This window comes from Rahnella sp. P4_A8 (genome assembly GCF_056402435.1).
The window spans coordinates 1-20,617 of sequence record NZ_JBFUHK010000047.1 but is presented as its reverse complement, the minus strand read 5'-3'; the positions used below and the strand labels follow the sequence as shown (position 1 = coordinate 20,617).

At 53.5% G+C, this 20,617-nt stretch carries 20 protein-coding genes; 12 read left to right on the top strand and 8 right to left on the bottom strand.

Going from position 1 to position 20,617, the window contains the following annotated elements; genetic code table 11:
- Positions 1-11: 11 nt before the first annotated feature.
- Positions 12-1,391: a cation:proton antiporter gene (locus AC1DUO_RS18605; RefSeq protein ID WP_013575303.1), complete on the bottom strand. Its 1,380-nt coding sequence runs from the start codon at positions 1,389-1,391 to the stop codon at positions 12-14.
- A 153-nt stretch (positions 1,392-1,544) separates the two neighbouring features.
- Here AC1DUO_RS18605 and AC1DUO_RS18600 point away from each other — a divergent pair, with 153 nt between their 5' ends.
- The gene (locus tag AC1DUO_RS18600) at positions 1,545-1,850 is read left to right on the top strand and encodes an EthD family reductase (protein WP_013575302.1); all 306 of its coding nucleotides are present in this window, start codon (positions 1,545-1,547) and stop codon (positions 1,848-1,850) included.
- Between the two features lie 101 nt (positions 1,851-1,951).
- On the opposite strand, the gene AC1DUO_RS18595 is transcribed toward AC1DUO_RS18600, so the two are convergent.
- Positions 1,952-2,278, bottom strand: a complete 327-nt coding sequence (locus AC1DUO_RS18595) for a hypothetical protein (protein WP_013575301.1) — start codon at positions 2,276-2,278, stop codon at positions 1,952-1,954.
- 468 nt (positions 2,279-2,746) lie between these two features.
- Between AC1DUO_RS18595 and AC1DUO_RS18590 the strand changes: the two genes are divergently transcribed.
- From AC1DUO_RS18590 to wrbA, 4 genes are all read left to right on the top strand, one after another.
- The gene (locus tag AC1DUO_RS18590) at positions 2,747-3,997 is read left to right on the top strand and encodes a YadA C-terminal domain-containing protein (protein WP_477988260.1); all 1,251 of its coding nucleotides are present in this window, start codon (positions 2,747-2,749) and stop codon (positions 3,995-3,997) included.
- Positions 3,998-4,046: 49 nt separating this feature from the next.
- Positions 4,047-4,463, top strand: a complete 417-nt coding sequence (locus AC1DUO_RS18585; RefSeq protein ID WP_013575299.1) for a hypothetical protein — start codon at positions 4,047-4,049, stop codon at positions 4,461-4,463.
- Complete coding sequence (locus tag AC1DUO_RS18580; protein WP_477988258.1) at positions 4,460-4,684, top strand: hypothetical protein; 225 nt, start codon at positions 4,460-4,462, stop codon at positions 4,682-4,684. The genes AC1DUO_RS18585 and AC1DUO_RS18580 overlap by 4 nt, the downstream gene beginning before the upstream one ends.
- A 306-nt stretch (positions 4,685-4,990) precedes the next feature.
- Positions 4,991-5,590, top strand: coding sequence for an NAD(P)H:quinone oxidoreductase (wrbA, locus tag AC1DUO_RS18575; protein ID WP_421589067.1), 600 nt, complete (start codon positions 4,991-4,993; stop codon positions 5,588-5,590).
- 55 nt (positions 5,591-5,645) lie between these two features.
- Here wrbA and AC1DUO_RS18570 read toward each other — a convergent pair whose 3' ends face one another.
- Both AC1DUO_RS18570 and fusA read right to left on the bottom strand, forming a co-directional pair.
- Positions 5,646-5,834, bottom strand: a complete 189-nt coding sequence (locus AC1DUO_RS18570; protein ID WP_448311599.1) for a type II toxin-antitoxin system CcdA family antitoxin — start codon at positions 5,832-5,834, stop codon at positions 5,646-5,648.
- A 98-nt stretch (positions 5,835-5,932) separates the two neighbouring features.
- On the bottom strand, positions 5,933-8,038 hold the full coding sequence (gene fusA, locus AC1DUO_RS18565; RefSeq protein ID WP_013575289.1) for an elongation factor G: 2,106 nt from the start codon (positions 8,036-8,038) through the stop codon (positions 5,933-5,935).
- A gap of 237 nt (positions 8,039-8,275) precedes the next feature.
- Here fusA and AC1DUO_RS18560 point away from each other — a divergent pair, with 237 nt between their 5' ends.
- Positions 8,276-8,629 carry an ArsR/SmtB family transcription factor gene (locus AC1DUO_RS18560; RefSeq protein WP_013575288.1) on the top strand — a complete coding sequence of 118 codons (354 nt, stop codon included), beginning with the start codon at positions 8,276-8,278 and terminating at the stop codon, positions 8,627-8,629.
- Here AC1DUO_RS18560 and AC1DUO_RS18555 read toward each other — a convergent pair.
- Positions 8,626-9,543 carry a LysR family transcriptional regulator gene (locus AC1DUO_RS18555; RefSeq protein WP_198670086.1) on the bottom strand — a complete coding sequence of 306 codons (918 nt, stop codon included), beginning with the start codon at positions 9,541-9,543 and terminating at the stop codon, positions 8,626-8,628. The genes AC1DUO_RS18560 and AC1DUO_RS18555 overlap by 4 nt on opposite strands.
- Positions 9,544-9,693: 150 nt before the next feature.
- Between AC1DUO_RS18555 and AC1DUO_RS18550 the strand changes: the two genes are divergently transcribed.
- From AC1DUO_RS18550 to AC1DUO_RS18540, 3 genes are all read left to right on the top strand, one after another.
- Entirely contained in the window at positions 9,694-10,251 is a 558-nt protein-coding gene (locus AC1DUO_RS18550; protein WP_173362069.1) for a chromate transporter, read from the top strand.
- The gene (locus AC1DUO_RS18545) at positions 10,251-10,769 is read left to right on the top strand and encodes a chromate transporter (protein ID WP_013575285.1); all 519 of its coding nucleotides are present in this window, start codon (positions 10,251-10,253) and stop codon (positions 10,767-10,769) included. Before AC1DUO_RS18550 ends, AC1DUO_RS18545 begins: the two co-directional genes overlap by 1 nt.
- Positions 10,770-10,863: 94 nt before the next feature.
- Positions 10,864-12,825 (top strand): glycoside hydrolase family 3 protein, encoded by a 1,962-nt coding sequence (locus tag AC1DUO_RS18540; RefSeq protein WP_477988253.1) that lies wholly within the window; start codon positions 10,864-10,866, stop codon positions 12,823-12,825.
- 6 nt (positions 12,826-12,831) lie between these two features.
- Here AC1DUO_RS18540 and AC1DUO_RS18535 read toward each other — a convergent pair whose 3' ends face one another.
- Positions 12,832-13,515 (bottom strand): O-methyltransferase, encoded by a 684-nt coding sequence (locus tag AC1DUO_RS18535; protein WP_241917163.1) that lies wholly within the window; start codon positions 13,513-13,515, stop codon positions 12,832-12,834.
- Positions 13,516-13,866: 351 nt separating this feature from the next.
- Here AC1DUO_RS18535 and AC1DUO_RS18530 point away from each other — a divergent pair, with 351 nt between their 5' ends.
- Positions 13,867-15,978: a TonB-dependent siderophore receptor gene (locus AC1DUO_RS18530; protein WP_477988251.1), complete on the top strand. Its 2,112-nt coding sequence runs from the start codon at positions 13,867-13,869 to the stop codon at positions 15,976-15,978.
- Between the two features lie 153 nt (positions 15,979-16,131).
- Here the strand turns inward: AC1DUO_RS18530 and AC1DUO_RS18525 are convergent, their stop codons facing one another.
- The gene (locus AC1DUO_RS18525; RefSeq protein ID WP_477988249.1) at positions 16,132-16,722 is read right to left on the bottom strand and encodes a TetR/AcrR family transcriptional regulator; all 591 of its coding nucleotides are present in this window, start codon (positions 16,720-16,722) and stop codon (positions 16,132-16,134) included.
- Positions 16,723-16,759: 37 nt separating this feature from the next.
- Positions 16,760-17,884: an HlyD family secretion protein gene (locus AC1DUO_RS18520; RefSeq protein WP_449632694.1), complete on the bottom strand. Its 1,125-nt coding sequence runs from the start codon at positions 17,882-17,884 to the stop codon at positions 16,760-16,762.
- A gap of 80 nt (positions 17,885-17,964) precedes the next feature.
- Between AC1DUO_RS18520 and AC1DUO_RS18515 the strand changes: the two genes are divergently transcribed.
- Together AC1DUO_RS18515 and AC1DUO_RS18510 are read left to right on the top strand one after the other, a co-directional pair.
- Positions 17,965-19,518: a DHA2 family efflux MFS transporter permease subunit gene (locus AC1DUO_RS18515; protein ID WP_013575279.1), complete on the top strand. Its 1,554-nt coding sequence runs from the start codon at positions 17,965-17,967 to the stop codon at positions 19,516-19,518.
- A gap of 261 nt (positions 19,519-19,779) precedes the next feature.
- The coding region (locus AC1DUO_RS18510; protein ID WP_477988246.1) for a L,D-transpeptidase family protein at positions 19,780-20,617 on the top strand (838 nt) is incomplete at its 3' end.

Sequence of the window (20,617 nt, the reverse complement as noted above, 5' to 3'; positions counted from 1 at the left end):
GCGTCCGTTTTTTATGCCTTTTCTTCCTGGCTTTTCTCCCGTGCCTCCCGCTCTTCCTGCGCTGCTTCCTGCCTTGCCTGCCGCCAGTGCAGCACCGGTGATACGGTTATGCCGTGGATCACCACGCTGGTGACAATCACCGTGAACGCGATGTTGGTCATATAGTTGGCGTCCGCGCCATGCAATCCGTGCGTCCAGGCGTAAGCGATATAGTTCATACTGCCGATACCGCGAATACCAAACCAGCCAATCATCAGCCGCCTGCCCTTGGGCACGTGTACGCCTATTGTCGTGATATAAACAGCCAGAGGACGGATGACGATAAACAGCAGCGCAGCGATCAACAGCCCCATCGGCTCCCAGTGTTCCGCCAGCGTTATCCCGAGCACCATGACAATCCCGGCGGCAAAAATCCGCTCAATGGTATCGCCAAATGACAGTGCATCACCCACCATCAGTCCGATCGAATTGCGCGGCATTTCAGCTTGCATCGAATGACGCTGGTGTGGATTGACCATGCCTTCAGCGGGTGGCGGGCGCGACCCGTCCGTCAGATCCTCCGGCGGATGCAAAGAGACCACGCGCACTTCCGCGCTGCGCAACCCGACACCGGCGGCAAAGGCTGCAAGGAAACCGGAAGCATCAAGAGATTGTGCGGCCGCGTAACTGAGCGCAATCAGTGACAACGCCAGAAAATCACTCGGTGCGACCGTACGCTGACGGCTGTGAAAACGCGTCGCACTTAGCCCGACCAGTTTCCCCATCGCGAAGCCAATTGCCAGCCCGCCGAGCAATGCCCAGATCACATCGCGCCATGCCCAGTGCCACAATTCTTGTGAAGATAATCCTTCATGCGCGGTAAACAACATCAGCGCCAGCATCAGGATGGGCAGCGCGGAACCATCATTCATCCCCGCCTCGCTGGAAAGCGCAACCCTGAGTCCGTCATCATCATTGGCATCATTCACTGCAATCATGCTGGCCAGCACCGGATCCGTCGGCGCAATGATGGCACCCAACGCAAGAGCCAGTGGCCATGAAATACCTGTAATGTAATGGGCAATAGCCGCGACGCACAGGACGGTCAGTAACATGGCAGGAAAAGCCAGTAACACACCGACGCGCCAGCTTTGTGCGCGAAAGGGCAACCGGAGTTTCAGTCCGGTAATAAATAATGACGCCGCCATGGCGATTTCAGTGAAATGTGCGGTGAGGGTGGAATACGCCACCAGATCGATATGCAGTAAATCCAAAACCCAGGGACCGCAGACGATCCCTGCGGCCAGATATAAACCAAACGTCGTCACCGGACCGCGGGAAATCCACCCCGATGCGAGTGACATAATCAATAGCAGTCCTCCGACCGCCGCTGTCCAACCTAAAAATCCCATGTCTATCCCATACTAAATATCAATCTATTAAGCATAGTACATGTATGCAGATGAATGATTTTTCAGATAAATAACATCAGGCACAAATGGCGCGGTGTATTCTTAGCCGGTAGGCTAAAATTGATTTTTATCCGGGAAAAGACGAGTCATAAAATGATTAAATACAGTGTGCTGTATCCAAATATCGAAAACGGAACCTTTGATCATGATTATTATCGTGATGTGCATTTACCGCTGATCAAACGCCGCATGGGCGAGTTTTGCCATTCTTACGCTATTGATAAAATGCCTGAGGGCGCTCCGGCTGAGTCGCCATTCATCGCCGCCTGCCATATCTATTGCAACTCAATGGAAGATTTTGAAAAAGGCATGAAAGACAATGCGGCAGATTTTGTCGCTGACGTGGCAAACTTCACCAATATCGAACCCGTGAAGATGATTTTCGACGTCGTTGTCTGAGCCATTCACCCTGCCCTGAAGGTAAAAAAGGCGATTAACCCGTCAGGTTAGCCGCCTTTTTTATTGTCGTGTGGACGCTGTATAAAACCCTGCCAGCGCCATTATTTCATCAGTAACTTTTTGATTGGCGCACTCGGCTCGCGCCTGATGGTATGCAAAAACTCCTGCGCCTTATCATTGACCGCATAATCGGCGGTGACGCCAAAATCCTGCACCATTGCCCACTTTTCAAACAGTGCTTCATCACTCTTACGCATAAACCACAGCATTCTGATTGCCGTTACCGCCACTTGTGGGATCTGCGTCACAGTGCCGTTGATCCACTTATTTAGCGTGCTGCGAGGCAGTCCCAACAGGATACACAACGCGGGCTGGTCGATATCCAGCCTCCGGACATAGTCCAGGAACTCATTTGCGTTATCTGCCATAAACTTATCTCCAATTTATATAACCCTGCTCATTGTACAGGAATCTCATAGAGATTCCATCCCGTCGCTATTCGCTACGAAAATTACTGGTTTTCAGTGTCACTGACACAAAAATTAGTGTCTGCTAGCTACAAACAAACAAGCTAAGTGAAACAAATTCATGTAGCGCTATAACTTTACGTTTCTTGACATAAGTCAAACGTTCGTTGAATGCGTGAAGCAAGTCACATTCACCGCATGTATGATTTTCGTAAAGAGACGGAAAGAGCGTTCTGATAATGCTTCTTATTTGTCGCTAACAGATACTTATTTCAATATCGGAAAAAACAAATGACTGCACAAGTTTCAGAACGAATTCAACATAGCGCYGCTGCAAATCGCAAAGTTAATCGCGAGAATAAGATCCTCACGAAGCCATTTGGAGTCTCTGCTGCTACGTTTTGCAGGATGCTTGCAGGGTCGTTACTGATGGTTAGTTCTGTAACTTTCATACAATCAGCCAGTGCGGCCTTCACATCGCAAGAAACGGATGCAGTTAATCAGTATCTTTCCGCACATCAGAGTTACCCAAATTACATAAAACAGGGAATTGAAAGCGCCACCAGTTTCCAGCAGGTACACGACTACCTGTTGAACAATACTTACTACAACGGAACCTCGACAGTTCCGGTAGACCAAATTTCGATGGCTGAGCCAATAAAAACAGAAACCGTGCCGTTAATTACTTTAACCCCCGCAGAACCCGCTAAAGATGGCGTTGTTATAAATGACCCTACCGGGAACCCTGTGCTGATCACTCCGGTCAAAAATGACCCTACCGGGAATCCTGTACTGATCACTCCGCCTAAAAATGACCCTACCGGGAATCCTGTACTGATCACTTCGGCCAAGAATGACCCTACCGGGAACCCTGTACTGATCACTCCGGCCAAAAATGACCCTACCGGGAATCCTGTACTGATCACTCCGGCCAAGAATGACCCTACCGGGAATCCTGTGCTGATCACTCCGCCTAAAAATGACCCTGCCGGGAATCCTGTGCTGATTACTCCGCCTAAAAATGACCCTACCGGGAATCCTGTACTGATCACTCCGGCCAAAAATGACCCTACCGGTATTCCTGTGCTGATCACTCCGGCCAAAAATGACCCTACCGGTATTCCTGTGCTGATCACTCCGGCCAAAAATGACCCTACCGGGAATCCCGTTAGTGTTAACACGACAGAGCAGCAGAATCCTGTTATTCCCAAAAAACAGGGGATTACATCGCAGCCCGGCTCCTCCCCCTATTCACAAGATATAAGGGTTCGTTCAAGCTATTACGACCAACAGATCACTGCCCTGAATGCCGAAGCTGAACAAAATCACGCCGAAATTCTCTCTGAATCTCACAGCCGTGCTGCCGCAGATGCTCAGGTGTTGCAGAAGTCTCAGGACTACACCAACTCAAAATTCTCCGCGTTAAAATCTGAGGTTGATGACAACAAAAAAGAAGCCGCTGCCGGATCGGCTTCCGCTATGGCGCAGGCCAATATCCCTCAGGTGCAGGAATCCCAACAGTTCGCGGTGGGTGCCGGTGTCGGCGGTTATGATGCGCAAAACGCTCTGTCCGTTGGCGCTTCATTCCATGCCAGCAGATCCACCATTGTCAAAATGTCAGTCTCCGACGACACGCAAAGTAACTTTGGTTATGGCGCTGGCGTGAGCGTTGGCTGGTAAATCGTTCCGGGGGCTCCGTCCCCCGTTCTTCCCTTTCAGGTAAATCTCAATGAAAAAATTTATCGTTTTTGCAGCCATTATCCTGCTTTCCGGTTGCTCTACTCAGGCTTCAAGAATGGCTGACTGCCAGTCACAGGGCGTCTCCAAAGATACCTGTTATATGGCTGAACAAAATCGTCAGACCGCCATTCAGAGTGTTGCCCTTAAGCAGGCAATGGAAAATGCCTCCACGCAATATGCCCAGGCCGCTAAAAAGATCGTGCATGCGCGCATTAAAGGTATCGACGTCAAAATCTTTCCTGCGGATAAACAGGGATATATCGAAGGGACCGCCGCATATCTTGATGAAGATAACGCAGATGCTCAGGTCTATCGCAAAGGCGTTTTCACAGCGATTTATTACAAGCGCACGCACAAGCTGGTTCTGATGCGTGACGGGCAAATTTATGGAAGGACGCCGATATGAAAAAGCACCACACCGATCAGTTCAGACATCAGCCACCGGGGCAGCAATATACCTGCCTGAAAATGTTACAGCGCGTTGAGGAAACCCCGCTGACCGACGGGGTGACCGGCGTCGCTGTATCGGTCATGATGAAAGACGGTCATACCGCCACACTCAGTAAATTCATCGCGCAACCTGATGAAATCTCAATTCTGGTCAGTTGGGAAAAAGAAAGAGAATAATGCACTCTGACTACGTTTTTATATCTCCTGCCCTCCTCTCCCGCCAGTCCCGCACTTCTGTTCTAGTATATAGAGGTGCGAAACCCACCTTCTCTGCACCTTTGCCCTAATTAATTGATGAGTCTGTTCAAAAATTTGCGTTTGTAACTCACGCCTTATGCGCGGACGATGGACTCTCTTGCTCATGACTAACGCCTTACAGGCGCAGGAGTAAACGTGGGATTTTTAAGCGAATTTTTCGCCCGTATTACCGGCTCCAAAACCCGGCAGGATACGGTAAAAACATCACCTCAACAGGAGTTAAAGATGGCAAAAGTACTGGTTCTCTATCATTCCATGTATGGTCATATTGAAACGATGGCGCAGAGTGTTGCAGAAGGCGCACGCAGCGTTCCAGGTGTTGAAGTCACAATAAAACGCGTCCCTGAAACCATGCCTGAAGAAGCCTTTAAGGCTGCCGGTGGTAAAACAGACCAGACGGCAGAAGTCGCTTCCCCCGCAGAACTCGGCGATTACGATGCCATCATCTTCGGCACACCGACCCGATTCGGTAACATGACTGGCCAGATGCGCACTTTCCTTGATCAGACCGGCGGCCTGTGGGCCAAAGGCGCACTGGCAGGCAAAGTCGCCAGTGTATTCAGCTCAACCGGCACCGGCGGCGGTCAGGAAATGACCATTACGTCAACCTGGACCACCCTCGCCCACCACGGCATGATTATCGTTCCAATCGGTTACACCACACCTGAACTGTTCGATATTTCTCAGGTTCGCGGCGGTACGCCTTACGGTGCCACCACCATCGCCGGTGGCGACGGCTCGCGCCAGCCGAGCGCAGAAGAACTACGGATTGCCGTACATCAGGGCAAACATGTGGCGACCATCGTCAGTAAACTGGTCAGCTAGATAACCGCGTAAAATAAGGCGCAGAATTCTGCGCCTTAAATTCCTTACAGGCCTGTTAAAGCACGCCACGCCCCTCTGAAAACAGCCCTGCTCTACTTGTAAATTCATTACATGTATCAATAGCTTCTGCGTTTTCTGATTGTTCCCAGGAATCAGCTTGGAGACTTTGGTTTGTTTCTAAACTGTTAGCGTCTTTTACAAAAATCGCCGGGTTTTCTTTAATTCCTTTTACTAAGCACGTCATCACAAGTTCCTTTAGTAATTTCAGCTGTCTTTTCTACGACCAAAAAAAACGGCCCTTGCGGACCGTTTTGTCTCTGACGGAGATTACGCCGGTTTTGCTTATTTACCACGCGACGCAATAATGTTTTCGGCCACATTGCGCGGTGCCTCGGCATAGTGATTGAACTCCATGCTGTAGGTTGCACGACCTTGCGACATCGACCGCAAAACGGTGGAATAACCGAACATTTCAGACAGCGGCACTTCGGCTTTGATAATTTTACCGCCACCGCCCGCGATTTCTTCCATGCCCTGCACCGTACCGCGACGCGACGATAAATCGCCCATCACGCCACCGGCATACTCTTCCGGCGTTTCCACTTCCACTTTCATCATCGGTTCCAGAATCACCGGATCGGCACGTTTCGCCGCTTCTTTGAAACCAAAGATCGCCGCCATTTTGAACGCCATTTCCGAGGAATCGACCTCGTGATAGGAACCAAAGGTCAGCGTCACTTTCACATCGACCACCGGATAACCGGCCAGAATGCCGTTGTTCAGCGCTTCCGTGACCCCTTTTTCAACCGCAGGGATATAGTCGCGCGGCACCACGCCACCTTTGGTCGCATCCACAAACTCAAAACCTGTGCCTGCCGGCAATGGTTCGAGCGTGAAGACCACGTGGCCGTACTGACCTTTACCACCGGACTGACGCACAAATTTCCCTTCGACATCAGTCACCGTTTTGCGCACCGTTTCACGGTACGTTACCTGCGGTTTGCCGATGTTGGCTTCCACGCCGAACTCCCGTTTCATACGGTCGACGATGATTTCCAGATGCAATTCGCCCATACCGGAAATGATCGTCTGGCCGGATTCCTCATCGGTGCGGATACGGAACGACGGGTCTTCTGACGCCAGCCGTGACAGCGCGATGCCCATTTTCTCCTGATCGGCTTTAGTCTTCGGCTCGATGGCCTGCGAAATCACCGGATCCGGGAACTCCATGCGCACCAGCGTAATGATGTCCGAAGGATCACACAGTGTTTCACCCGTCGTCACATCTTTCAGCCCCACACAGGCGGCGATATCACCAGCACGAATTTCGTCAATCTCGATACGGTCATTGGCATGCATCTGCACGATACGGCCAATACGTTCCTTCTTGCCGCGCACCGGGTTATACACGCTGTCGCCTTTTTTTAGCACGCCGGAATAAACACGGACAAACGTCAGCTGGCCGACATACGGGTCAGTCATCAGTTTGAATGCCAGCGCCGAAAACTTCTCGTTGTCATCAGAGTGACGGAAAACGTCGTTACCGTCTTCGTCTGTACCCGCCACCGGTGGAATATCCAGCGGAGAAGGCATCAGTTCGATCACGGCATCGAGCATGCGCTGCACGCCTTTATTCTTGAACGCACTGCCGCACAGCATCGGCTGGATTTCACCGGCGATAGTGCGCAGACGCAGCCCTTCGGTAATTTCATCCTCAGTCAGCGTGCCTTCTTCGAGATATTTATCCATCAGCGCGTCATTAGCTTCAGCGGCTGCCGACACCATTTTCTCGCGCCATTCTTCTGCCAGAGCCTGCAATTCTGCCGGGATCGCTTCATAGGTAAAGGTCATACCTTGTGTCGCGTCATCCCATAAAATGGCGCGCATTTTGCGCAAATCCACCACGCCGGTGAAATGCTCTTCTTTACCGATCGGAATGACAATCGGCACCGGATTGGCTTTCAGCCGGTCCACCATCATCTGGCGGACACGGAAGAAATCTGCGCCCTGACGGTCCATTTTGTTGACGAACGCCAGACGCGGCACTTTGTATTTATTGGCCTGACGCCAGACGGTTTCAGACTGTGGCTGCACGCCGCCCACGGCGTCGTACACCATCACCGCACCGTCGAGAACGCGCATGGAACGCTCCACCTCAATGGTGAAATCCACGTGCCCCGGGGTGTCGATAATGTTAATGCGGTGCTCATCGAAGGAGTGATCCATCCCGCGCCAGAAACAGGTCACGGCGGCTGACGTAATGGTAATGCCGCGTTCCTGTTCCTGAGCCATCCAGTCTGTGGTCGCACCGCCGTCATGCACTTCTCCCAGCTTATGATTCATGCCGGTATAGAAAAGAATACGCTCGGTGGTGGTGGTTTTACCTGCGTCGATGTGTGCTGAGATACCGATATTGCGGTAGCGCTCGATTGGCGTTTTGCGAGCCATATAACGTCCTTACTGGTTGATGGCTAAGTTGGCGGAGAGTGGTTTTCACGTCCCGTCACAAAATAATGAGTACTAAACTTCTTAATGCGGAGAGTATACTACAATTGTACGTGTATATTCGTACAATAAATTTATTCTATCGATGAAATTGGTCAGAGGCCGTCGCGTTGTACAGCAGCAGAGGGATAGGCTATATTGCGCGGCCGCCGATGAGCGTCGTTAAAGTAAAGGAACAATATGATAGCCAACCATCCTGAGCGCGAGCAGATCCGCCTCGAAAATGTTCTGACTGCGCTGGGTAATCCGTTACGTCTGGCCGTGGTGCGCACCCTGGCAAAAGGTGGCGAGCATCCTTGCGGAACCTTATTACAGGGCCTGTCAAAATCGACGCTGACGCACCACTGGCGCGTATTGCGTGACAGCGGCGTTATCTGGCAGCGCCCTGACGGTCGTGCCAATTTGCTTTCGCTGCGCCGCGAAGATCTGGATGCCCGCTTCCCCGGCCTGCTCGATTCCCTGCTCAGCGCCATCGAATCCGACGGCATTACACTGGAATCCACCCAGAAACACATTTCCGAGCAGCACCTTTAATGAGCCGTCAGTTGCGATTTTACAAGATCGCAAAACGTATTGATTATAGCCGATGAATGGCTGTCTTCGCGCCGCGCGAGATATAACGGTGCGCTGAGTTGTGTCGCGGCGTCCAGCGGCAAAAATATCACCCCGTCCCCGCCCAGCCGGGTCATGGATTCCGGCACAATAGAAATCCCCAGTCCGGCGCCGACCAGGCTCAGACAAGAGGTTAAACGTGGCGCTTCCTGCACGATATGCGGACTGAAACCGGCACGCACATACGCCGCCAGTATGGCATCGTACAATCCCTGACCGGCGCGACGGCGGTATAATACAAAAGGCTCGTTACTCAGATCTTCGAGTCTGAGTGGCTGACTGGCTGGTTGCGACGCCAGTTTGTGTCCGGCCGGAACCGCCACCCACATCGGTTCCTCCAGTACCTTTTCCATCTCTAACTCCGGCATATCTTTGACCCGCATGCGCACAAAGGCGACATCCAGCTCGCCCGCCACCACGGCGGCCAGCAATTCGCCACTGCCACTTTCCTCAAGCTGAGTGCTGACGGCCGGATAAATTTCCCGATAACGGCGCAACAGCGCGGGCACAAAAGTATGCAGCGCGGCCGAGCTGGTGAAACCGATGCGGATCCGACCCTGTTCGCCCTGCGCGGCACGGTGCATGGCAGCGCTGAGCTGAGCGGCACGTGCCAGCACGGCACGGGCTTCCTGCACTAACACTTCACCCGCTTCGGTCGGGATCACCCCGCGCGGCAAGCGTTGTAATAAAGGGATGCCAAATTCCTGCTCCAGTCCCTGTAACAGGCGCGTCAGCGGCGGCTGTTGAATAAACAGCAATTCTGCGGCGCGGGTAATGCTGCCCGCTTCCACCACGGTAACAAACGCATTCAGACGTTTCAGTTCAATCATAACCATACCTTCAGGGTATCTTTAGCCATTAATAAATGCATTAGACATCATGGCACATCCACGCGCATGATCCTTAACAGAATTTACGCCTCTGGCGGCTTTGGATTACTTTTGAGGGAGAGTGTGAAAATGTCAGCGCAAACGCAGGAAAAATTAATGCCTGAGACAGAAGAAAATACCGCGCCACAACCCGATTGCAGGCAACTGTTTATGGGCTTTTTCGTCCTTGGCCTGACCGGTTTCGGTGGCGTGCTGCCGATGGCGCGACACATGCTGGTGGATAAACGCCACTGGCTGACCGCCGCTCAGTTCACCGAGTTGCTCGGGTTGTGCCAGTTTTTACCCGGCGGCAACATCATTAACCTGTCGGTCGCGCTGGGGATGGAGTTCCGCGGATTACGCGGCGCATTATCGGCGCTACTCGGACTTATTCTCGCGCCGACGATTTGTGTGGTGCTGCTCGGCCTGGTGTATGCACGTTATCAGAATGAACCGCTGGTGGAACATCTGTTCGCCGGGATGGCGGCGGCGGCGGCCGGTTTACTGCTCTCGACCGGCATCAAAATGCTTGCTCCTTTGCGGGGGAAATGGCTGCAACTTTTGCTGGTTGCCGTCGGCGTAATGGCAATTGCCGTGTTCCGGATCCCGATGCTGCCGGTCATGCTGGTGCTGGCCCCGGTCAGTATTTTCATCTGCGCGAGGAGTAAATTCTGATGCCAGTTTTACTTTCTCTTGCCCTGTTATTTACCGAACTTTCCGTGCTGGCATTTGGTGGCGGAAATACCATTCTGCCTGAGATGCAACGTGCAGTGGTGCAGGTGCATCACTGGATGAGTGCGCAGGAGTTCAGTGCGCTGTTCGCCCTGGCACAGGCCGCTCCCGGCCCGAATATGATGATCGTGCCGCTGATTGGCTGGCAGGTTGCCGGATGGTCAGGATTGCTGGTGTCTTCTCTGGCAAAATTTGGTCCGTCGTCAATCATTACACTTGTCGTGATGGGCGGCTGGAAACGTTACAAAGACCGTCCGTGGCGGCAGATAGTGCAACGCGGGCTGGTGCCGGTGACGGTCGGGCTGGTGGTGTCGAGCGGATTACTGATCGCCAAAGCCTCAGCCACCACGCTGACGCTTGCGGGGGTGATCGCCTTGTGTACCCTGCTGGCGCTCAGTAAGCGTATCCACCCGTTATGGGTACTGGCCGTTGGCGCGGTGCTCGGACTGGCATTCGGCTGACATCATTGCGAAGCAGATCGCAACATTCAGCTGGCAAATAGGTTATTGATTGGGAATTGAGTTCTTCTATAGTTATCAACCATTAAGGACGATGATGAAAATCAAACCTCTGAGCCTTGCTGTCGCTGCCCTGCTGCTTTCCTCACCTTCTGTTTTTGCCGCCGATAATCAACCGGAACTTAGCCAGCGCGAAGTGACGCTGCTGACTGTCGACGGCTTACAGTTCAAAGATCTCGATCATTCCGGGAAACTGGAACCTTATGAAGACTGGCGACTGACGCCGGAAGAACGAGCAGCGGATCTGGTGAAACGCATGACGCTGGAGGAAAAAGCCGGGGTGATGATGCATGGCTCGGCACCGACGGCCAACAGCCCGATCGGCGCAGGCACGCATTATGACATGGCAGTGGCGGAAAAGATGATTGCCGGCGCGAAGGTCAACAGCCTGATCACCCGGCTTTCGGCGAACGACCCCGCCATGATGGCGGAAGAAAACAATAAACTGCAGCAGATTGCCGAAAAGACGCGCCTGGGTATTCCGGTCACCGTCAGCAGCGACCCGCGTAACTCATTCGAGTATCTGGTCGGTGCGAGTACCTCTTCCGGTAAATTCACCCAGTGGCCGGAAACCTTAGGACTGGCGGCGATTGGCAATGAGAAACTCACCCGCCGTTACGCCGATATCGTCCGTCAGGAATATCTGGCCGTCGGTATCCGTGAGGCACTTTCACCGCAAGCCGATCTGGCAACAGAGCCGCGCTGGGCGCGTATCAGTGGCACCTTCGGCGAAGATCCGACACGGGTGCATAACATGGTGCGGGGTTATATCGAAGGGATGCAAAACGGTCCTGACGGACTAAATCAGGGCAGCGTGATTTCCGTGGTCAAACACTGGGTCGGCTATGGCGCGGCTGAGAACGGTTTTGACAGCCATAACGTCTACGGCAAAAACGCCGTCTTCCCCGGCAATAATCTCAAAGAACACATCTATCCGTTTACCGRCGCGTTTGAAGCCAAGGTCGCCAGCGTCATGCCGACATATTCAATCCTGAAAAATGTTTCCGTGGACGGCAAACCGCTCGAACAGGTCGGTGCCGGATTCAGTCATCAGTTGCTGACCGACATTCTGCGCGGACAATACGGTTTCAAAGGCGTCATTCTCAGCGACTGGCTGATCACCAGCAATTGCGAAAACGAATGCCTGAACGGTTCGCCGGAAGGTAAAGAACCGGTGCCCGGTGGCATGTCGTGGGGTGTCGAGAATCTGACGCCGCAACAGCGTTTCGTGAAGGCGGTGCTGGCGGGTGTCGATCAGTTTGGCGGCGTGACCGACTCACAGTTGCTGGTCAGCGCAGTGCATGAAAAGCAACTGACTGAACAGCGCCTGGATGAATCTGTTGTGCGTATTCTTGAGCAAAAATTCCAGACCGGACTGTTTGAAAATCCGTATGTCGATGTGCAGAAAGCCACCCAAACCGTCGGGCGCGCTGACTGGCAAAAAGAAGCCAATTCGGCGCAGGGACATTCACTGGTATTGCTGCAAAACACCGATGATGTGTTACCGCTGAAAAAGGGCAAAAAGATCTGGCTGTACGGCATAGCACCGCAGGCCGCGACGGCAGCCGGTTTTACCGTGGTGGATGCGCCGGAGAAAGCCGATATTGCGCTGATCCGCGCCCATGCCCCGTACGAGCAACCGCATAAAGCCTGGTTCTTTGGCAAGCACCATCACGAAGGCTCGCTGGCCTTTACCGGTGACAACGCGGATTATCAGGCGATCGTGAAAGCCAGCAAAGCAGTGCCGACAATCGTCACCGTTTATCTCGACCGTCCGGCGATCCTGACCAACGTGAAGGACAAAGCGAAAGTGATTATCGGCAATTTCGGTGTCAGCGATACCGTTTTGTTTACGCGCCTGACCAGCACCGAAGCCTATACCGGTAAGCTGCCGTTTGAACTGCCATCGTCTGAAGAAGCCGTGCTCAGACAACAATCCGATATGCCACATGACAGCGAAAATCCGCTGTTTGATATTGGCTTTGGTCTGGCGCGTTAAGCCCTGTTAACCGGTGACCCGCGCCAGCACAAAACCGTCCCAGCCTTTGCTGCCGACGGTTTGCAGCGCGGTCGCTGATAAACGCGGTTCCTGTTCAATCATCTCAATAAAGCGACGCACACCCTGCACCCGGGCGTCGTCGCTGTACGGATCCACCACCGCGCCGTCCCGCACCACATTATCGCCAATAATTAATGTCCCCGGTTTCGACAATTTCAGCGCCCATTCCAGATAAAGCGGATTGCTGGGTTTATCGGCATCAATAAAAATCAGGTCAAACGGCGCTTCCGCCGCGAGCGTGGGCAAGGTTTCTGACGCAGGCCCGGTGTGTAAGGTAATTTTATCCTGCAAACCGGCCAGCTCAATGTTGGTTTGTGCGATGCGCGCATGATGCGGATCGGCTTCCAGCGTCACGACTTTTCCGAGCGCCGGTAACGCCCGCGCCAGCCAGATAGTGCTGTAAGCGCCGAGCGTGCCGATTTCTAAGACTTTCTGTGCGCTGATGATTTGGGCGAACAGCGCCAGTAATTTTCCCTGATTGGGTGCTACATCGTGTGCGGGTAAACCGGCCTGATGATTGTTTTTCAGTACCTGATCCAGAACCGGATCGCTGTCCACTAAATGACTCACCAGATAGTTGTCAACCGCTGCCCATTTCCTGCTGTATTCCTCCGGACTCCCCTGACCCATTTTCGCCTCCCGGCCGTGAATTTTACATAGAGAACATGATTAAAAAACTCACTATTAACCCTAATCACTTCCGGCCATTTTGCTCAGATTTTTATTGCCGCAATTAAAAAACCCTCGTTTTCATCAGGTTAAAAATGCGTCACTTCACATTTTTGGCGTAAAGTTCCCTTGAATTTGTAAAATAATAATGATAACAATTATCATTAAGTTTAACATCCGTCACGTTTCGGTTAAGTGACTGCCCTTCGCACGTCATGCTTTTGTGCGGAACACATGTTGGCTTTTGGGTTTATTACACACGCATCAATTAATCACTCAATCATTATTGAGTTATTTATAGGGATTATGAATATGTTGTTGGCTTTCCCCCTCAAACGCTCGGTGCTTATGTGCGCGCTGGCAATGCCGGTTGCCTCAATGGCTGCTGAAGACACCGTCATTGTCAAAGCCGCGCCTGCGGATACCGCCGATGCTCCGACGCAGGGTTACAGCGCGAAAACCAGTAAAAGTGCGACCAAAACGGATCAGCCGCTGATCACCACCGGTCAGGCCGTTTCTGTTGTGACCCGTCAGCAAATGACTGACCAGAACGCCACCACGGTTAACGCTGCACTGAACTACACGCCAGGCGTATTCACCAACTTTGCCGGCGGCGCAACGCGTTATGACACCATTTCCCTGCGCGGTTTCCACGGCGGTGACGTCAACAACACCTTCCTCGATGGCCTGCGGATCCTGAGCGATGGCTCGACCTATAACTCCATTCAGGTTGATCCGTGGTTCCTGGAACGTATTGATGTGGTGAAAGGACCGTCTTCTGCGCTTTACGGCCAGAGCATTCCCGGCGGTGTGGTGGTGGAATCCACCAAGCGCCCGCAGTTTGCTGAAGAAGGTCACTTCCAGCTTTCCGGTGGCACGCAAAATACCAAAGGCGGCGCATTCGATTACACCAATGCCATCAACGATCAGCTGGCATTCCGTCTGACCGGGATGACCCGCAGCAGCGATACGCAGTACGATCACCAGCGTGAAGAGCGTTACGCGATTTCGCCACAGTTGCTGTGGACGCCGGATGAAAATACCTCGCTTTTACTGCGCGCATATCTGCAAAAAGATCCGTCCGGTGGCTACCACGCCGCGGTTCCGGCTGACGGCAGCCTCTACGGGCAGAAACTGAGCCGGGGTTTCTTCGATGGCGAAAGCACCCGCAACCAGTTCAAACGCTGGGAGCAAATCTACAGCTACGAATTCCAGCACGCGTTTAACGACGTCTGGTCATTCCGCCAGAACGCCAACTACACCCATTCCAACACCGAACTGGATCAGGTGTATCAGGCGGGCTGGAATGCGGACCGTACCAAGATGAGTCGTTATTATTCCGGTGAGAAGTCCTCGCTGGATACTTTTGCGATTGATAACCAGCTCGAAGCGGATTTCGCGACCGGCGAACTGGCACATAAAGTGGTGATCGGTTTCGATTACTCCCACTTTATCAATGATGTGAAATCTGACGCTGCTTACGCTGAAAACCTCAACCCGTACACTGGCGTTGGCGGTGATGCACTGGATTATTACAGTCATAAACGCGGTAAAAACCGTTATGAGCAGATGGGTACCTATCTGCAAGATGAGATGAACTGGAACAAATGGTATCTGACCCTGTCAGGCCGTTACGACACGCTAAAAACCTCCAGCCGCAGTTACGAAAGCATCTACGGCACCACCAGCAACAGCGAACGTAAAGACAGTCATTTCAACAGCCGCGCTTCCCTGCTGTACGCCTTTGACAGCGGCATTTCACCGTACGTCAGCTACAGCCAGGCGATGACGCCATCTGCCCTGCCAGGCGCTGACGGCACGCTGCTGAAACCGATGCAGAGTGAGCAATACGAAGCCGGGATCAAATACCAGCCGGTCGGCACTTCCGATATGTACACCGCGGCGCTGTATGATCTGACGCAAAAAGACGTGGGTAACCGCGTGGTAGTCGGCAGCTACTACGAGCCGGCAGGTAAAATCCGCTCACAGGGTCTTGAGCTGGAAGCTAAGAAACAGGTTACCGAACGCTTTAACGTGATGGCCGGTTACACCTACAACAAAGTGCGTATCCGTGATGCGGCTGAGAACAACGGCAACACGCCGTATGTGACGCCAAAACAAATGGCTTCCATCTGGGGTCAGTACAACACGCCGATTGGTGTGGATATGGGTGCAGGTGTGCGTTACATCGGCACACAATGGGCGGATAACGAAAACACCCGCCACATGCCTTCTGCCACGCTGGTTGATGCGTCACTGCGTATGAATCTGGTGCAGTTCAATCCGCAACTGAAAGGCGCGTATGTGCAGCTGAATGCTAACAACCTGTTCGACAAGAAATATGTCGCAGCCTGTTACGGCACCAGCTACTGCTACTGGGGTCAGGAACGTACCGTGGTTGCTACAGTAGGTTATGATTTCTGATAGATTTTTTCAGCTCCTCCCCCTGCGAAGGGGGAGGCTGGGAGGGGGTTTTAAGGGCTAACACCTTGTTTAAGAAAACCTTAACTTTTGATTTAGAACTTAATACCCCACCCCAACCCTCCCCTTCGCAGGGGAGGGAGCGATTCTGAGAGTTTATTCTTCTGCAAGATTCAGCCGCGCCTTCAGCGCTTTCTTCGCACTTTCCAGCAACGCATCTGAAACTTCACGATCAGGCTCACAACGTGCCAGCGACAAACTGCCCATCAGTTCCGCACTCACCGATATCGCCTGCGTTTTCGGGTTGTCCACGCCCATCTCTGTCAGCTGGCGGATAATCATCCCACGGATACGTTCGATGCCGCGCGCGAACTCTGCCTGACAGGGCGCTGACAAGCGTGGCGTTTCAGAGGCCAGCGCCGACACCGGACAGCCCTGCGCCCGGTTATCGCGGTGCCCGGGCGACAGGTAGAAATCGATATACCCTGCCAGTTGCTGCTGCGCCGTCAGCCCCTGATTTTCTTTATCCCAGCGGACCATAACCTGATTAAACATCTGCCCGATGGCGGCCTCAATCAGTGCCTCTTTTGAGGCAAAGTGCGCATAAAACCCACCGTGCGTCAGGCCAGCTTTGCTCATTACACCTGCCACGCTGACCTGCAACGGCCCTTTGGTACGGATGTCTTTCGCCGCCTCCTTCAGGATCCGCTCGCGGATTTTAGGTTTATGTTCACTCTCATAGCGCATAATAACACCCTGATAATCAGAAAATTGCTGTCATAGCTTACCTGACCGCATCGGTTAACGAAACGCGCGCATCCACGGATAATCCGGGGCGCAGCGCCGCTAAATCTGGCTGACCAGCGTCAAGCCGGATCCGCACCGGCACCCGCTGAACAATTTTGGTGAAATTACCCGTGCCCGGCTCAAATGGCAGCAATGCAAACGTCGAACCTGATCCCGGCGCAAGGCTGTCGACTTCACCGCGAAACGTCACGCCCGGCAGCGCATCCACATGCACGTCCGCACGTTGTCCCGGCTGCATTCTGCCGGTCTGTGTTTCTTTGAAGTTGGCCGTCACATAAATGCCCTGTTCCGGTACCAGCGTCATCAGCCGCTGACCGGGTGTAACGTAATCGCCAACCTGTACCTGCCGGTTTCCCGCTATGCCATCGATGGCAGCAACAATAGTGGTGTGATTGAGATCCTGCTGCGCCAGCGCTTGTGCCGCCTGCGCTTTCACCACAGCGGCCTTCGCCAGTGCCAGCGCCGCCTGAATTTCTGCCCGCCGGGCGTGTGTCACCGCCGCCTGATTTTGGGCAACATCCAGCATTGCCGCGGCGTGCGCCGAGGTTTGTTCTGCCGTCACCGCCACCGTTTTATACCGGTCAGCATCATTACGTGATGTGGCACCGCTGACCGCCAGCGACTGATAACGCTGCTGCTCGGCTTCAGCATGTTGCTGTTCCGCACGCGACGAACGGATCGCCGTGCGCGCGACTTCGATTTGGGTGAGTGCCAGTTGTTCCTGCGCCTGCTGGCTCAGTAACGCCGCTTCCTGTTGCGCCACCTGCGCGCGGGCATCTTCAAGTTCTCCCTGCGCAGACGCCAGACGAGCCGTAAACTCTTCGCTGTCGATCAGCACCAGTTTATCGCCGGCATGTACCCGCTGGTTATGACGCACCAGCACCGTCGAAACGAAGCCTTTTACTTTTGGCGCAACGCTGGTGGTGTCTGCCGTCAGATAGGCATCATCCGTGGATTCCGACGCGGGCGCAGCCAGTAACCATGCCGCGCCACTCAGGGCTACCATCAGCGCAATACCGCTGACCACAAAGATCCGCTTTGATCGTTTAGTGGCTTTTACTGCCGGGGACGGGCTCCCTTCATCTGCTGTTACTTCGCTCATTTTTAATTTCACTCATTGTATGATGGTCATCATATTAATATGATGACCATCATATAAACAAGCCCCGGGATCTCATAGCCATGTCTGTCACCCTGACTCCAGCCGCGACGCTTTCGCCTGCGGATTATCCGACATCACGTAAGTTTTTGATTTTCAGCATTATGGCGTTCGGTATGTTTCTGGCGCTTATCGACATTCAGATTGTCGCCGCCTCGTTAAACGATGTGCAGGCCGGGCTTTCCGCCGGACCGGATGAAATCAGCTGGGTACAAACCTCGTATCTGATCGCCGAACTGGTGATGATCCCGTTCTCGGCTTTTCTGACGCAGGCACTTTCCACCCGCTGGCTGTTCAGCGCATCGGCGGCGCTGTTCACCCTCAGCAGCATCGGGTGCGGATTGTCGTGGAATATCGAGTCGATGATCTTCTTTCGCGCGTTGCAGGGTTTTACCGGCGGCGCGATGGTACCGACAGTATTCGCGACCGGCTTCGCCATGTTTCAGGGCAAACAGCAGGCGCTGATCCCGGCGATCCTCGGCATGGTCAGCGTGCTGGCCCCCACGCTTGGGCCGACTGTGGGTGGCATAGTCACGCAGTTACTCGACTGGCGCTGGATTTTCTTCATCAACATTCTGCCCGGCGCTCTGGTTGCCACCGGTGCCGTGCTGTTTATTCATGTGGATAAAGCGGATTATCCGATGCTTAAACGTATCGACTGGATACATTTATTGTCGATGGCGATAGCGCTCGGTTGTCTGGAATATGTGCTGGAAGAAGGCCCGCGCAAGAACTGGTTCAGCGATCCGCAAATCCAGATTTCGGCGTGGTTCTCACTGGTGGCCTTTGTGCTGTTTCTCGAACGATCCTTTTATTCGAAAAACCCGATCGTACGCCTGACGCCCTTCCGTGACCCGACATTCACCTTCGCCTGCCTGTTCAATCTGGTGGTTGGATTTGGTCTTTATGCCTCTACATATCTGACGCCGGTTTTCCTCGGCCGCATCCGCGATTTCAACAGCCTGCAAATCGGTACAACGGTGTTTGTGGTGGGTGTCGGGCAATTCTTCAGCACGATTATTGCCGCCAGATTAATCAGCCGCGTTGACCGGCGGATACTGATCACCGTGGGTTTATCCGGTTTCGCACTGAGTTTATGGCTGACGACCGCCGTGACCCCTTACTGGGGAGCAGAACAGTTTTTCTGGCCGCAGGTGGTGCGCGGCCTGTTCATTATGTTGTGCATCGTGCCGAGTGTGAACATGGCGCTGACCGCGTTTCAGGGGCCGGAACTGCGCTACGCCTCCGGGCTGTTTAACCTGATGCGTAATCTCGGCGGCGCGATTGGCATTGCCACGGTGAATACCTGGTTGCAGGACTGGACCCGCGTTCATGCGGCACGTTTCGGCGAATCGCTGGGGCAATACGGGGATCATGCGCAGGAAGTGATGGGATCGCTGGCGCAAAAAATCGGTCACCTGACGCCTGATACCGCTCAGGCATTGCTGATGGCGAAAGGCGTGTTTGGGGCGAAAGTCGCAGCGCAATCGCTGACGCTGGCGTTCAACGACATCTTTCAGGTCATGGCCTGGATGTTTATTGCCGCACTGGTTATGGTGCCGTTTTGCCGTAAATAAGGTCAGGAATGTGAAGGAAATGTGCAGGCTGCCGCAAAAAATGCGGTTGTGGCAGGGAACTTTTCTAACAAGGTGAGAAAGCTTTGGCCTGTTTGAAATAAATCCTTATAATTAGCGGCCCTGAAATGCGATTCGTTACACATACCGGATCCCTTTCAAGTGCTATGTGCAAGTACACTATTCCTCCGGCCGGTTTCTATCGGATCGGGGGGAATCAACATCCTGACAACTGCCAGTGTGGCATTAACGACCAACGAAAATATGAAAATGAGCATTCGCGCAATCCTTACCCTGGTTTTGGCAGTTGCTGCATATAGCCAGGCGTCTTTTGCTGTGGTCTACCCTCTTCCGGCCAATAATGGTCGTCTGGTCGGTGAAAACATCACAGTTACTGTTCCGCAGGGCAGCAGCCTGCCACTGGAACATTTTGCAGCGCAATACCAGATGGGTTTGAGCAACATGCTCGAAGCTAACCCTGGCGTTGACCCGTACCTGCCAACCCCGGGCACCGTGCTGACCATTCCTCAGCAGTTGATCCTGCCGGAAACCCCGCACGAAGGCATCGTGATCAACAGCGCTGAAATGCGTCTGTATTACTACCCGAAAGGCACCAATACTGTGGTCGTGCTGCCGATCGGTATCGGTGAGCTGGGCAAAGACACCCCGATGAACTGGGTCACTACCGTTCAGCGTAAAAAAGCCGGTCCGACCTGGACCCCGACGGCGAAAATGCATGAAGAATATGCTTCTCGTGGCGAATTCCTGCCAGCCGTCTTCCCTGCGGGTCCGGACAACCCGATGGGGCTGTACGCGCTGTATGTCGGGCGTCTGTATGCAGTCCACGGCACCAACGCCAATTTCGGTATCGGTTTGCGTGTGAGCCACGGTTGTGTGCGTCTGCGTGATGCTGACATCAAATGGTTGTTCGACAACGTCCCGCAAGGCACCCGCGTTCAGTTCATCAACGAGCCGGTGAAAGCCACCGTGGAACCAGACGGCAAACGTTATATTGAGATCCACAACCCGCTGTCCTCTAACCAGGAAGAGTTTGATTCTCAGCAGCCACTGCCAATCACTCTGGCAGGCAGCGCAAGCAGCG

Excerpts from the sequence above, each read along its gene's own strand:
- AC1DUO_RS18560 (WP_013575288.1), top strand. The coding sequence starts at position 8,276 with ATGATAGCCAACCATCCTGAGCGCGAGCAGATCCGCCTCGAAAATGTT.
- AC1DUO_RS18545 (WP_013575285.1), top strand. The coding sequence starts at position 10,251 with ATGCCAGTTTTACTTTCTCTTGCCCTGTTATTTACCGAACTTTCCGTG.
- AC1DUO_RS18600 (WP_013575302.1), top strand. The coding sequence starts at position 1,545 with ATGATTAAATACAGTGTGCTGTATCCAAATATCGAAAACGGAACCTTT.
- AC1DUO_RS18605 (WP_013575303.1), bottom strand. The coding sequence starts at position 1,391 with ATGGGATTTTTAGGTTGGACAGCGGCGGTCGGAGGACTGCTATTGATT.
- AC1DUO_RS18535 (WP_241917163.1), bottom strand. The coding sequence starts at position 13,515 with ATGGGTCAGGGGAGTCCGGAGGAATACAGCAGGAAATGGGCAGCGGTT.
- AC1DUO_RS18580 (WP_477988258.1), top strand. The coding sequence starts at position 4,460 with ATGAAAAAGCACCACACCGATCAGTTCAGACATCAGCCACCGGGGCAG.
- AC1DUO_RS18520 (WP_449632694.1), bottom strand. The coding sequence starts at position 17,884 with ATGAGCGAAGTAACAGCAGATGAAGGGAGCCCGTCCCCGGCAGTAAAA.
- AC1DUO_RS18530 (WP_477988251.1), top strand. The coding sequence starts at position 13,867 with ATGTTGTTGGCTTTCCCCCTCAAACGCTCGGTGCTTATGTGCGCGCTG.
- AC1DUO_RS18595 (WP_013575301.1), bottom strand. The coding sequence starts at position 2,278 with ATGGCAGATAACGCAAATGAGTTCCTGGACTATGTCCGGAGGCTGGAT.
- AC1DUO_RS18590 (WP_477988260.1), top strand. The coding sequence starts at position 2,747 with ATGGTTAGTTCTGTAACTTTCATACAATCAGCCAGTGCGGCCTTCACA.
- AC1DUO_RS18550 (WP_173362069.1), top strand. The coding sequence starts at position 9,694 with ATGCCTGAGACAGAAGAAAATACCGCGCCACAACCCGATTGCAGGCAA.
- AC1DUO_RS18570 (WP_448311599.1), bottom strand. The coding sequence starts at position 5,834 with ATGACGTGCTTAGTAAAAGGAATTAAAGAAAACCCGGCGATTTTTGTA.
- AC1DUO_RS18585 (WP_013575299.1), top strand. The coding sequence starts at position 4,047 with ATGAAAAAATTTATCGTTTTTGCAGCCATTATCCTGCTTTCCGGTTGC.
- fusA (WP_013575289.1), bottom strand. The coding sequence starts at position 8,038 with ATGGCTCGCAAAACGCCAATCGAGCGCTACCGCAATATCGGTATCTCA.
- AC1DUO_RS18555 (WP_198670086.1), bottom strand. The coding sequence starts at position 9,543 with ATGGTTATGATTGAACTGAAACGTCTGAATGCGTTTGTTACCGTGGTG.
- AC1DUO_RS18525 (WP_477988249.1), bottom strand. The coding sequence starts at position 16,722 with ATGCGCTATGAGAGTGAACATAAACCTAAAATCCGCGAGCGGATCCTG.
- AC1DUO_RS18515 (WP_013575279.1), top strand. The coding sequence starts at position 17,965 with ATGTCTGTCACCCTGACTCCAGCCGCGACGCTTTCGCCTGCGGATTAT.
- wrbA (WP_421589067.1), top strand. The coding sequence starts at position 4,991 with ATGGCAAAAGTACTGGTTCTCTATCATTCCATGTATGGTCATATTGAA.